A 12,639-nucleotide genomic window follows, 5' to 3' on the forward strand; every position below is an offset into this window, starting at 1 on the left:
ACTGTGCCCGGGGCGTGGCGGACAACGCTGGTCACGCCTTGCCGCCACCTGCGCTTCTATGTCGCTTGCGCTGGCATTTCAAAGGATGATTATCAAAATCTTCCGAGATTGCAAACAATTTTTAACGGCGCTATTGAATGATCACAAGTGGTGTGTCACCAGTCCTCTTTCACCGCCATCACCGCATCCCTTCCCGCCGCCGCCCGGCCTGCCAGCCATGCGGTGACCGTGCCCGACACAACAACGGCAGCACACAGCGCCAGCAACCTCCAACCCGGCACTGCCAAATCCATCGTCCAGTGAAAACTCTGCGGGTTCACCACGTGCACCAGCACCACGGACACGGCCAGCCCCAGCAGCACCCCCGCCGCTGCACCCACCGCCGTCCACGCGGCCCCTTCGCCCGCCACCACGGTCAGGATCTGGCGCCGCGTGAGGCCCAGGTGGGCGAGCAGGCCAAACTCCTTGCGCCGTGCCAGCACCTGGGCGCTGAAGCTGGCGGCCACGCCGAACAGGCCGATGCCGATGGCGACGGCCTGTAGCCAGTAGGTAACGGCAAAGCTGCGGTCGAAGATGCGCAGCGAGCGCTCGCGGATGGTGGCGGCGGAGCTGAATTCCACCAGGGCCTCGTTGCCGTCGCCCGTGGTGGCGCCCGCCGCAGTGGAGGGTTGGCGGCCGGCTTGGGTCGCAGCGACTGCGCGGATGGACGCCTGCAAGGCAGACACATCAGTGCCCCCGCTGGGCCACAGGGCCAGGTCGCTGGTGCGGGCGTCGCCGGTCAGGCGCAGCCACACCGCGCGGTCCATCACCACGGCGCCGGTTTGCCGGGCGTAGTCCCGCCAGATGCCTGCTATGTAAAAGATAGCTGTTGGCGCATGATTCTCTAGCGCTTTGGGGCTAAAAGCCTTGGAAAGTGCAGGCCACTCCATGCCGGGGCGCAGGCCGTACAGGTCCACCACGGCCTCGCTGATGTACACGCCGGTGCGGCCGGGGGGCACCGGCAGGGCCTCGCCCACAAGCGGCAGGGTCTGCGCCGGCTCATCGCCCAAGGGGCGGCTTAGCACCGTGAGCGAGGGCAGGGTGGGGGACAGCTGCAGTGGGCTGGCGCGCAGGGGCTGCATGCGGTCCAACCCTGGCAACTGGCCCACCGCTTCGGCAAAGCCTGCGGGCAGCAACGTGGCCTCACCGCCGCTCGTGCCACCCGCACTGAGGGCCGAGCGCACGTACAGCGGCGACGGCAGCACTGCGTCCAGCCACTGTGTGACCGAGCCGCGAAAGCTGGACACCATCACCGTCAGCGCCACGGCCAGGCTGAGGGATGCGACCACACCGCCCACCGCGATGGCCGCGCTGCCACGCATGCGCCGCGCGCGCTCCAGCGCCAGCAGTGGCAGCGCATGGCGTGCGGCCAGGGGCTGCAGCCACGCCAGCAACCGCGCCATGCCCCAGGGCAGCAGGGCGATGCCACCCACCAGCAGCAGCGCAATGGCCACGTAGGCAGCCAGTGGAATGCCAAATACGGGTGGGGCGCCAGTCAACAGTGCCCCGGTAGCTATCAAAACGATACCAACAGTGCCCTTGTCCGCCTGGCTGGCTGCGGCGCCGAGGCCCTTCAGGGTCTGGGCCGGGGGCAGTGTCTGCGCGGCGCGTGCGGGCCACCAGCCACCCGCCAAGGCGGCCGCCACGCCCAGTGCGCCGTACACCAGGGCGGCGGGGGCGCTCCATTGCAGCGCGGGCCGCACGCCCGCAAAGTAGCCACCGCCCAGGTCGCCGCCCAGCAGTTGCAGTGCCGTGGCCGCCAGCGCGGTGCCCAGCGCTATGCCCAGCACGCTGCCCAGCAGGCCCAGCGCTGCCGACTCTGCCAGCACCAGTGCCAGCCGCTGGCGCGGCGTGGCGCCCAGCACGGCCAGCAGCGCAAACTGCGGCCCGCGCTGCGCCACGCTGAGGGCCAATACCGAAAACACCAGAAACGCCCCGGTGAACAGTGCCACCAGCGCCAGCACCGTCAGGTTGACCCGGTAGGCGCGCGACAGGTTGCTGATGCGCTGGGTGGCATCGCCGGGCTGCGCCAGCACCAGGTTGGCAGGCCAGCCGGGCTGCGCGCGCAGTGTGGCTTCCCACGCAGTGCGGTCGGTGCCGGGCTGCAGTTGCAGGTCGATGCGGGTGAGTGCGCCCGCGCGGCCAAACAGGTCTTGCGCGGCGCCAATGTCCATCACGGCCAGCGGCGCGCCGCCGGCGGTCACGGTGCCCGCCACCTGCACCGTGAGCGCCTGTTGCAAACCCACCCGCAGCGTGAGGCGGGGCAGGGGCGAGGATGGTGCTGGAGCGGCGGCAGAAAGCCCCAGTACCTGCAGCGCGGCCGTGTTGAGGAACACCGTGGCGGGTGCGAAGAGGGCGAACCGGTCGGCGCTGTCCCAGGGGCGCGGCACCAGCGCCGGGGCCATGGTGGGCAGCAGCAGTGCATCGGCGCCCAGCACGCGGATGGGCGTGCGAAGGGACTGGTCATTGGCACCCGCGGCTGTATCTGCCTGCGCTACGGCCGACAGCTCCAGCAGCGGGCTGGCGCGGGCCACTTGCGGGTCGGTGGCCAGGCGTTCGTACAGAGCCTCGGGCAGGCTGCCTTGCATGGCGCGCAGCTCCAGGTCGGGCTGGCCGTTGACGGCGCGCACCGCCTGCGAGAACTCGTCCAGTGCCGACGCATTGATCACATGCACCGCAAACGCCAGCGCCACACCCAGCATCACTGCTGCTACCGCTGCGGCGCTGCGCCAGGGATGGTGGCGGAGGTCTTGCCAGGAGAAGGTGCGGAGCAGGGCGAGCATGGGCTGCATTGTGGCTGCAGGGGCCAGCTGCAGCGCCTTTGAGGTACATCAACCTTGCGTTTTGCGCCCTCTTGAAGTGCCGAAAGGCTGCGCCTAACTTGGAGCCAGAAGGTGTGAATGAGCCCCGCGCGCAGGCATGTAGGGCTTTGTTCGCACCCTCTCAGGGGCCCGCCCTCCTGCGCAGGCCCGGTTGTTTGTACCAACCCCTTTTCAGGAGCCAAAACCATGAACTCTCTCGTGACCCGTGGCAGTCTGTTTGACGACTTTTTCAAGGACATTGCCCCCGGCTTTTACGTGCGCCCGCTGCATGGCGACAACCTGCCTTCGCCCAGCCAGATCAAGGTGGATGTGAAGGAAACCGAAGGTGGCTACACGGTGCAGGCCGAGGTGCCCGGCGTGGCCAAGGAGGACATCCATGTCTCGCTCGAAGGCAATGTGGTGAGCCTGCGCGCCGAGGTGCGCCAGCACGATGAAAAGCGCGAAGGCGAAAAGGTGCTGCGCAGCGAGCGCTACTTTGGCGCCGTGGCGCGCAGCTTCCAGCTGCCCGCCGATGTGGACGCCGCGCAGGCCAAGGCCAAGTATGACAACGGCGTGCTGACGCTGACCCTGCCCAAGAAGGTGAACAAGGCGGCGCAGCGGCTGAACATCGAGTAAGAGCCCGCAGCCGCTTTGGCTGCAATGGGGCTCTGCCTAACCGGCGATGCCGCTGGCCGTGAGGCGCAGCACCCGGTCGGCCCGCGCCGCGGCAGCGTCGGAATGGGTGACCAGCACCAGCGATGCGCCGTGCTCGCGTGTCTGCGCCAGCAGCAGGTCCATCACGCGCGTGGCGGTGGTGGGATCGAGGTTGCCGGTGGGCTCGTCGGCCAGCAGCAGGGCGGGGCGGTGTACCAGTGCGCGGGCGATGGCCACGCGCTGCAGCTGGCCGCCGCTGAGCTGCTGCGGCAGCCGTGCGCTGAAGGCCTCCAGGCCCACGGCGGCCAGCATGTGCTGCACCCGGGCCGCGTCGGTTTGGCCCAGCAGCATCAGCGGCAGGGCCACGTTCTGTGCCACGTCCAGGTGCGGCAGCACGTGGAAGGCCTGGAACACAAAGCCCACATGCGCACGGCGCCACAGCGCACGGGCGGTGTCGTCGAGCTGGCCCAGGTCGGTGGTGCCGTGGGTGATGCTGCCGGTGTTCCAGGTATCCAGCCCCGCCAGGCAGTTGAGCAGCGTGGACTTGCCCACGCCCGAATCGCCCACGATGGCCACAAACTCGCCGGGTGCCATGGTGAACTGCACGTTGGCGAACACCGGCGTGCTGCCGTAGTGCTTGCCCAGGTTCTCCACACGCAGCAGCGTCATGGCGTGGGCTGCTCCAGGCGCTGCAGCACGGCCTGCACCAGCGTGGCCACAGCATGGGGCTGGTCGCAGGCGATGGCGTGGCGCTGCGGCATGCTGCGCAGCCAGGTGATCTGGCGCTTGGCCAGCTGGCGCGTGGCGGCAATGCCGCGCTCGCGCAGGAAGGCGGTGTTCAACGGCGTGCCAGCGGGGCGGCTGGCCTGGAAGTCGAGTTCTTCCCACACCTGCCGGTAGCCTACGCAGCGCATGGAGGGCAGGTCGGGGTGCAGGTCGCCGCGTGCGCGCAGGGCCGCCACCTCATCAATGAATCCTCCGGCCAGCATGGTGTCGAAACGCTGGGCGATGCGCTCATGCAGCCAGACCCGGTTGTCGGGTTCCAAGGAGAAAAGCGCGCTTGCGCCGGTGTTGTTTGTGTTGTCTGCTATCTTTTTAATAGTGTGAAAGCTCGACAACGGCTGGCCCGAGACATGCCACACCTCCAGCGCACGTTGAATGCGCTGGCTGTCGCCGGGGGCCAGGCGCGCGGCCGTCACTGGGTCCACACGCGCCAGCTCGGCATGCAGGGCAGGCCAGCCCTGCTCGGCCGCCTGGGCTTCGATCTTGGCGCGCACCTCGGGGTCGGCGGCGGGCATGTCGTCAATGCCATCAAACAGGGCCTTGAAGTACAGCATGGTGCCGCCCACCAGCAATGGCAGTGCGCCGCGCGCGCGGATCTCGGCGATGAGCCGGGTGGCGTCCTGCACAAACTCGGCGGCGCTGTAGGCCTGCAGCGGATCGCGGATATCGATGAGGTGGTGCGGCACGGCGGCGCGCTCGTCGGGCGTGGGCTTGGCGGTGCCAATGTCCATGCCCCGATACACCAGGGCCGAGTCCACGCTGATGATCTCGACCGGCCGGCCCTGTTTGCCCAGCACAGCGGCCAGCGCCAGCGCGCCGGCGGTCTTGCCCGACGCCGTGGGGCCCGCCAGGGCGATGGTAGGGAGGGTGTCAGGCGTGCTCACGGGGCGCTCCAAACTTCTGCACCAGCGTCCACGAGATCACGGCCAGCACCACCGACCAGAACCAGATCCCGTTGACCAGCGGCCACACCGTGCCATCGAGCCGCAGCCCCAGCCAGCCGCCAATGGCAAAGGCCGCCAGCATCATCATGAAACCGTTCAGGGCCGATGCGACGCCTGCTGCTTTGGGGAAGGGCCCTACAGCGCCACTTTGCCCGCAGGGCTGGTGGATGCCGTGCGCCACCATGAACAGGTAGAACGGTAGCGTCAGTGCCCAGGGGTGGTGCCAGCCCATCCAGGCCACCAGCGCCATCAGCGTGCCGCCGCTGGCGCTCAAGGCCCCGGCAATGGCCACCGTGCGCTGCAGGCCAAAACGTGCCAGCAGAGCGCGGCACACAAAGGTGCCCGCAAAGTAGGCCACGCAGGCAGACGCCATGACCCAGCCATACATGGTGCGCGTGAGGCCCAGCACGTCGATGTAGACGAACGAGGACGACGCAAGAAAGGTGAACAGCCCGCCATAGGTGGCCGTGGTCTGCAGCGAAAACGCCCAGAAGGTGGGGCTGCGCAACACCTGTTGCCAGGTACCCACCAGCGCACGGGGCTGCAGCGCTTGGGGGTTGCGGTGGGACAGGGTCTCGGGCAAGCGCAATGCCACCAGCGCCAGCGTGACCACGGCGTACACCGTGAGTGCCAGCAGCGCAGCGCGCCAGCCCAGCCATTCGCTCAGCAGGCCACCCATGGGCGCGCAGATGCAGGCCACGATGCCCAGCCCCGTGAGCGCCTTGGACATGGCGCGGGCGCCCTCCAGCGGGGTGTACAGGTCGCGCACGATGGCGCGCGCGCACATCACCACGGCACCCATGGCAGCACCCTGGGCGATGCGCCACAGAATCAGCAGGCCCATGGTCGGCGCAAAGGCACTGCCCAGCGAGGCCACGGTGTAGATGGTCAGGCCCGCCAGCAGGATGGGGCGGCGGCCAAAGCGGTCAGACAGAGGACCCCACACCATCTGCGAACAACCAAACGCCAGCAGCAGCCCGCTGAGCGTGAGCTGCGCCGCCGCCATGGGCGCGCCCAGGCTGCGGGTGAGCGCGGGCAGCGCGGGCAGGTACAGGTCGGTGGTGACGGGCTGGATGGACAGCAACAGGGCCAGTACCAGAATGGCCAGGCCGGGTTGGACAGAGACAGGGGCGGCCGCAGACGCTGCGGTGGCGGAGGGGGCAGACATATCTGTCTGAGGGTACCAGAAGGTACATCCGCGGCCGGGGCGGGCCCAGGGCGTGCTCCCGGGCTATTTCAGGTGGAAGAGCGATGCCACCGCCGCGCGATACTGCCGTTGGCCCACAGAGTTGGTGTTGTGGTGCGAGCCGCCCTCTACCAGCACAAACTGCTTGGGCTCCCGCGCTGCCTCGTACAGCTGGCGGCCCAGCGTGGGGCGGATCAGGCTGTCGTCGCTGCCATGCACCACCAGCAGCGGCGAGCCGATCTCGGCCACCTTGCGGATGGATTCGAACCGCTGCGTGATGAGCGGCGACACGGGCAGCCAGCCCCACTTGAAGGTGCTGACCACGTCGGGGATGCTGGTGAAGGTGCCTTCGACGATGGTGCCCTTTTCATCCGGCACCTGGCGCGCCAGATCGATCGCAATGGCGCCGCCCAGCGAGTGGCCGAAGATGTAGCGCGGCTTGTCCGGGTGCTGCTCGGCCAGCCAGTTCCAGGCGGCGCGGGCGTCCTCGGCCGCGGTGGCCTCGGACGGCAGGCCTGCGCTGCTGCGCCCAAAGCCCCGGTAGTCGATGGCCAGCACCGAAAAGCCCAGCTCCTGCATGCGCCGGATGCGGCCTGACGAGCCCGCCACGTTCCAGCGCGCGCCGTGCAGGTACAGCAGCACCGGCGCCTTGGCCTGGGTGTGGGGCAGCCACAGCCCGTGCAGGCGCTCGGCCTTGCCGCTGGCGTCGGAGGTGAACTCGATCCACACGTCCTGCATGCCTTCGGTGGACGGCGCGCCCCCCCAGCTGCGGTCGCTGGGCTGGAAGATCCATTCGCGCTGTTTGGCGTCAAGGGTGGCGCAACCCACGCTCACGGCCACTGCCAGCGCCAGGGATGCAAGGAGAGGGATTCGTTTCATCGTCCGACTGATTCTGGCGCAGGTACAAAAGTTCGGTGAGAGTCAAGCACGGGAGCCGGTGGCTTGCTGTGGTAGAGCAGACGATACCCCTGGCGCCAGCACTCCGTTCACGACAGCCGCGAGGCCGACTGCATGGGCGAGGAGGTATCGATGGAAAGCTCTCCTGCATCCTGCGTGGTCACGCCGGCCGCCAGGCGCACACGCAGCGCCAGGTCGGTGCGCGAATCCGCATTGTGCAGGGCCTCGTCCAGCGAGATGCGGCCGTCGGTGTAGAGCTGGTACAGCGCCTGGTCAAAGGTGCACATGCCGATCTCAGTGCTGTGGCCCATGGCCTCCTTGATGCCCGAGAACTCACCCTTGGCGATCAGGTCGGCGATGTAGGGCGAGTTGAGCATGACCTCCACCGCAGGCACCAGCTTTTCGTGCAGGCCGGGGATCAGGCGCTGCGAGATCACGCCGGCCAGGTTCAGGCTCAGGTCCATCAGTAGCTGGTGGTGGGCGTCTTCGGGGAAGAAGTTGATGACCCGCTCCATGGCCTGGTTGGCGTTGTTGGCGTGCAGCGTGGACAGGCACAGGTGGCCGGTCTCGGCATAGGCAATGGCCTGCTTCATGGTGTTGCGGTCGCGGATCTCGCCGATCATGATCACGTCCGGCGCCTCGCGCAGCGCGTTCTTCAGGGCCTCTTCGTACGACTGCGTGTCGATGCCCACCTCGCGCTGGTCCACCACCGAGCGCTTGTGCGCGTGCAAAAACTCCAGCGGGTCTTCGATGGTGAGGATGTGGCCCGTGACGTTCTCGTTACGGTAGTTGATCATCGACGCCAGCGTGGTCGATTTGCCCGAGCCCGTGGCTCCGGTCACCAGCACCAGGCCGCGCTTGCGCAGCACCAGCTTTTCCAGCACCGGGGGCAGGCCCAGCGCGGCCAGCGGCGGGATCTTGTTCTTGATGTAGCGCACCACCATGCCGGTTTCGCCGCGCTGCACGAATACATTGACCCGAAAGCGCCCCAGGTTCTCGGCCGAGATCGACAGGTTCATCTCCTGCTTGGCCTCGAACTCGCCGATCTGCTTTTCGTTCATCACCGCGTAGGCCAGCTGCTTGACCTGGCCGGGCAACAAGGCGGGCATCTTCAACGGGTGTGTGACCCCTTCGATCTTGAGATTGACCGGCGCACCGACACTGAAAAAGAGGTCCGAGCCTCCCTTTTCGACCATGACGTTCAAGAAGCTGAAGATTTCCACGGCGGACTCCCGAAAGTGTGCGTATTGGTTTTCAAGTGCAGCATAGCCTGCACTGCGCTGCGCGCCAAAAACAAAGGGGACGAAGCCCCAGTGATTTGCTGCGTGAACAGGATCTTGGAACGCAAACACGTTCCAAGGCCCGGCCCTTCCCCTTACACCACGCCCTGCGCCAGCATGGCGTCGGCCACCTTCACAAAGCCGGCGATGTTGGCGCCGTCGATGTAGCTCACGCTGCCATCGGCGCGCTTGCCGTAGTGCAGGCAGGCTGCGTGGATGCCCTGCATGATCTGCAGCAGTCGGGCGTCCACCTCCTCGCGGGGCCAGGACAGGCGGGCGGCGTTCTGGCTCATCTCCAGGCCGGATGTGGCCACGCCGCCTGCGTTGCTGGCCTTGCCGGGGGCGTACAGCACGCCTGCGGCCTCAAAGGCCTTGGCGGCCTCGATGGTCGAGGGCATGTTGGCGCCCTCGGCCACGCAGAGCACGCCGTTCTGGATCAGCGTTTTCGCGTCGTTCTCGTCCAGCTCGTTTTGCGTGGCGCAGGGCAGGGCCACGTCCACCTTCACATGCCAGGGGCGGACACCGGCTTCAAACTTCACACCCGTGCGGGCGGCGTAGTCGCTCACGCGGCCGTAGAGGTGGTTCTTCACATCCATCAGGATGGCGAGCTTTTCGGGAGTGAAGCCATCCTCGTCCACCACGGTGCCGCTGGAGTCCGACACCGTCACCACCTTGGCGCCCAGCTCCATCGCCTTTTGCACGGCGTATTGCGCCACGTTGCCCGAGCCGGACACCGACACGCGCAGGCCGTCGAACGAACGGCCTCGGGTCTTGAGCATTTCCTGCGCAAAGTACACCGTGCCGTAGCCTGTGGCTTCAGGGCGGATCAGCGAGCCGCCGAACGACAGGCCCTTGCCGGTGAACACGCTGGCCGCGTTGTTGGCCAGCTTTTTGTACATGCCCGCCATGAAGCCCACCTCGCGGCCGCCCACGCCGATGTCGCCGGCGGGCACATCGGTGTCGGGGCCCACATGGCGGTACAGCTCGGTCACGAACGCCTGGCAAAAGCGCATGACTTCGCCAGGGCTCTTGCCCTTGGGGTCGAAGTCGGAACCGCCCTTGCCACCACCCATGGGCAGCGTGGTCAGTGCGTTCTTGAAGGTCTGCTCAAACGCCAGGAACTTGAGCACCGACAGGTTGACTGACGGATGAAAACGCAGGCCGCCTTTGTACGGGCCAATCGCCATGCTGTGCTGGATGCGGTAGCCCCGGTTGACCTGCACGCCGCCATGGTCGTCCACCCAGGACACGCGGAACATCACGACGCGCTCGGGCTCCACCAGCCGCTCCAGCAGACCATGCTCGGCGTAGCGCGGGTGCTGCGCAATGAACGGCCAGAGGCTTTCCATCACTTCGGTGACGGCTTGCAGGAATTCCGGCTGGCCGGGGTTGCGGAGCGCCACGTGGGAAAGGAAGCTCTCGGCGGTCGCGTGTTTCATGGTTCAAAAGGCTTTCAGCATCAAAAGGTCAACAACGTCAAAGATCGCTAACGCACCGGTTTGGCGCACTGCAACATCGAATTATGTTCAAAAGTTATACGTTCATGCCGATGCCTATGCACAATGGTGGGGAATGTGGCCGAGATATTCGCCACATATTGGTGCGGTTGGTGTGTGGTGCGACCGTCATGCGTTTGCAAAAAGGACGTCATGGTCTTGTCACATGCCGACTCCACAGTTCGGCGGTTCTACCAACAACATAGCGAGGAGAAGAGCATGCACATCACTGGTGTGAAATGGGGAGCGCTGGCCATGGTGGCCACGCTGGCAGCCTGCGGCGGCAGCGACAACTATCCGTACCCCACCCTGAACGGCGACAAGCCCCTGGTGATCGGCCACCGGGGCACGGCGGGCTACCGGCCCGACCACACGCTAGAGGGCTACAAGCTGGCCATCGACATGGGCGCCGACTTCATCGAGCCCGACCTGGTCGCCACCAAGGACGGTGTGCTGGTTGCCCGCCATGAGCCCAACATCACGGGCACCACGGATGTCTCCACCCGCGCCGAGTTTGCGGGCCGCAAGACCAAGAAAGTGGTCGATGGCGTAGAGGAGGAAGGCTGGTTTGTCACCGACTTCACCCTGGCCGAACTCAAGACCCTGCGCGCCATCCAGCCCCTGTCGGACCGCGACCAGTCGTACAACGGCAAGTTCCAGATCCCCACCTTTGAAGAAGTGCTGGACCTGGCTAAGACCGAAGGCGCCAAGGCTGGCCGCACCGTGGGCGTGTACCCCGAGACTAAGCACCCCACCTACCACGTCAAGCAAGGCTTGCCGCTGGAAGACCGCCTGCTGGCCATCCTGGCCAAGTACGGCTACACCTCCAAGAGCTCGCCCGTCATCATCCAGTCGTTCGAGGTTTCCAACCTCAAGTACCTGCGCACCAAGACCCAGGTGCGCCTGGTGCAGCTGGTGGACGCGGACGATGTGAACCCCGATGGCACCATGTCGCTGGTGGCCCCGTACGACAAGCCCTATGACTTTGCTGTGGCCGGTGACTCGCGCACCTTCGCCAGCCTGCTGACCCCCGCAGGCCTCAAGGAAGTCAAGACCTATGCCGACGGCATTGGCCCCTGGAAGCCGTACCTGATCCCCTCTAAGCAAGTGGATGCCAACAAGGATAGCAAGGCCGACGACCTGAATGGCGACGGCAAGATCGACGAGCGCGACCGCGTGATGATGGCGCCCACCGACGTGGTGAAGAACGCCCACGCCGAAGGCCTGTTCGTGCACGCTTACACCTTCCGCAACGAAGCCAAGCGCCTGGCCTCGGACTTCAAGGGTGATCCCAAGGCCGAGTACAAGCTGTTCTTCAACCTGGGTGTGGACGGCGTGTTCAGCGACTTTGCCGACACCGCCAAGGCTGCGCGGGATCAGTGACACCCTCGCCCGGGGGCGCACCGCCCGGCTGCAATCCCCAAGAGCTACCCGCAGGAAAGCGCCGAGAGGCGCTTTCTTTTATGGGCGGCGAAAGAATGAAAGAGCCTGTGCCTGAAATCTACGCAATATGAGGCACCGCTTTTTCAAAGATGAAGATCACTTCTTCCTTGTTTTTCAGAATCAGCCGTGTCTCGTAAGCGAGGCGGTACAGGGGCTTGATCCTGGAGAACATGTCCACCATGCCCTCCATGGTCCAGGCGTGAAAGTGAATGCTGTAGTCGGCTGCATTCAATTCCTGGGCTACTTCATTTTCGAACTGCTTTAGCGCCGCGCCGCTGTGGCGTGGGAAAAGCCCTTTGTCCATTCCGTTGGCCGCAAAGATCTTTGCAAACTCGGCATAGGCCGAATCCCGCGACCAGGCAGGCCCCTCCTCATAGTCTCGTTGAAGGTGCTCAAAGGGCGTGGGTTGTCGGACGCTGTCAAAGCTATGCCGCATTTCGGGCAGGCTCAAATACAGGATGCCTCCGTGTTTCAACACTCTGAGCATGTTGCGAAAGCCCCTTATCGGATCTTCAAAATGCTCCAGGACATGGTTGGCAATCACGAAGTCCTGTGAGTAGTCCCCCACTTTCGCAAGGCATTCGCCATCGTCCACGATGTCCGGGCGGATCACGGTGCTCAGATCGACCCCAAAATCCCCCAGCGATAAGCCAGCCACCTTGTGATTCGCGTCCAAGTCTTCCAGGTTGTATTTGTCCACATAAGTTACGCGAGCCGCGTCGGGCACTGGCAGGGGCGAAGCGAAGGCACCGATTTCCAACCCGTGGCCCGCAATGAAATTGTCTGCAACGGTTTTGCGCACCTCGGTCATGGATCCGCAGAGCGAACGTGCTGCGGGTGCTACGGGTACTTCTTTTTTTGTTGAAGAGCCAGTTCAATACTTGCTAGCCGGCTGTCAAGGCCCGGCGTGCCTACCAATCTGCGGATGAGGGATGTGATTGCAGTTTTCAAGATCGAGATTTTTCGTGTGTTCAGTGAGGTAGTCCCTGGCAGCCAATGCGTGGGACCCATTTGCATAAGACCAACGCTGCGGCAGGGGGCTGGCGCTATCGCCGAGTTTTGCGTTGTATTCTTCCCGATTTGGCGCGCCTTATGCGGGACTTCGCATTTTCAGGT

At 65.6% G+C, this 12,639-nt stretch carries 10 protein-coding genes; 2 read left to right on the plus strand and 8 right to left on the minus strand.

Features of this window, described 5'->3' with window-relative positions; genetic code table 11:
* Window positions 1–155: 155 nt before the first annotated feature.
* On the minus strand, window positions 156–2,831 hold the full coding sequence (locus tag IB236_RS03070; protein WP_192418735.1) for an FtsX-like permease family protein: 2,676 nt from the start codon (window positions 2,829–2,831) through the stop codon (window positions 156–158).
* Window positions 2,832–3,047: 216 nt separating this feature from the next.
* Between IB236_RS03070 and IB236_RS03075 the strand changes: the two genes are divergently transcribed.
* Window positions 3,048–3,476, plus strand: coding sequence for an Hsp20/alpha crystallin family protein (locus tag IB236_RS03075; protein WP_056061601.1), 429 nt, complete (start codon window positions 3,048–3,050; stop codon window positions 3,474–3,476).
* Between the two features lie 36 nt (window positions 3,477–3,512).
* Here the strand turns inward: IB236_RS03075 and IB236_RS03080 are convergent, their stop codons facing one another.
* The 6 genes from IB236_RS03080 to gdhA all read right to left on the minus strand — a co-directional run bounded on the left by IB236_RS03080 (window position 3,513) and on the right by gdhA (window position 10,023).
* Entirely contained in the window at window positions 3,513–4,163 is a 651-nt protein-coding gene (locus IB236_RS03080; protein ID WP_192418737.1) for an ABC transporter ATP-binding protein, read from the minus strand.
* Window positions 4,160–5,161 (minus strand): tRNA (adenosine(37)-N6)-dimethylallyltransferase MiaA, encoded by a 1,002-nt coding sequence (gene miaA, locus IB236_RS03085; RefSeq protein ID WP_192418739.1) that lies wholly within the window; start codon window positions 5,159–5,161, stop codon window positions 4,160–4,162. Before miaA ends, IB236_RS03080 begins: the two co-directional genes overlap by 4 nt.
* Window positions 5,148–6,389: a multidrug effflux MFS transporter gene (locus IB236_RS03090; RefSeq protein ID WP_192418741.1), complete on the minus strand. Its 1,242-nt coding sequence runs from the start codon at window positions 6,387–6,389 to the stop codon at window positions 5,148–5,150. The genes miaA and IB236_RS03090 overlap by 14 nt, the downstream gene beginning before the upstream one ends.
* Before the next feature lie 63 nt (window positions 6,390–6,452).
* On the minus strand, window positions 6,453–7,286 hold the full coding sequence (locus IB236_RS03095) for an alpha/beta hydrolase (RefSeq protein ID WP_192418743.1): 834 nt from the start codon (window positions 7,284–7,286) through the stop codon (window positions 6,453–6,455).
* Between the two features lie 107 nt (window positions 7,287–7,393).
* The gene (locus IB236_RS03100; RefSeq protein WP_056062158.1) at window positions 7,394–8,527 is read right to left on the minus strand and encodes a PilT/PilU family type 4a pilus ATPase; all 1,134 of its coding nucleotides are present in this window, start codon (window positions 8,525–8,527) and stop codon (window positions 7,394–7,396) included.
* 152 nt (window positions 8,528–8,679) lie between these two features.
* Window positions 8,680–10,023, minus strand: coding sequence for an NADP-specific glutamate dehydrogenase (gdhA, locus tag IB236_RS03105; RefSeq protein ID WP_099729752.1), 1,344 nt, complete (start codon window positions 10,021–10,023; stop codon window positions 8,680–8,682).
* Window positions 10,024–10,299: 276 nt separating this feature from the next.
* On the opposite strand from gdhA, the gene IB236_RS03110 reads away from it, so the two are divergent.
* Entirely contained in the window at window positions 10,300–11,463 is a 1,164-nt protein-coding gene (locus tag IB236_RS03110; RefSeq protein ID WP_146871172.1) for a glycerophosphodiester phosphodiesterase, read from the plus strand.
* 118 nt (window positions 11,464–11,581) lie between these two features.
* On the opposite strand, the gene IB236_RS03115 is transcribed toward IB236_RS03110, so the two are convergent.
* Window positions 11,582–12,334 carry a methyltransferase domain-containing protein gene (locus IB236_RS03115; RefSeq protein WP_056743458.1) on the minus strand — a complete coding sequence of 251 codons (753 nt, stop codon included), beginning with the start codon at window positions 12,332–12,334 and terminating at the stop codon, window positions 11,582–11,584.
* Window positions 12,335–12,639: the final 305 nt, after the last annotated feature.

The organism is Acidovorax sp. ACV02 (assembly GCF_014851475.1).
Taxonomy (GTDB): Bacteria; Pseudomonadota; Gammaproteobacteria; order Burkholderiales; family Burkholderiaceae_C; genus Acidovorax; species Acidovorax delafieldii.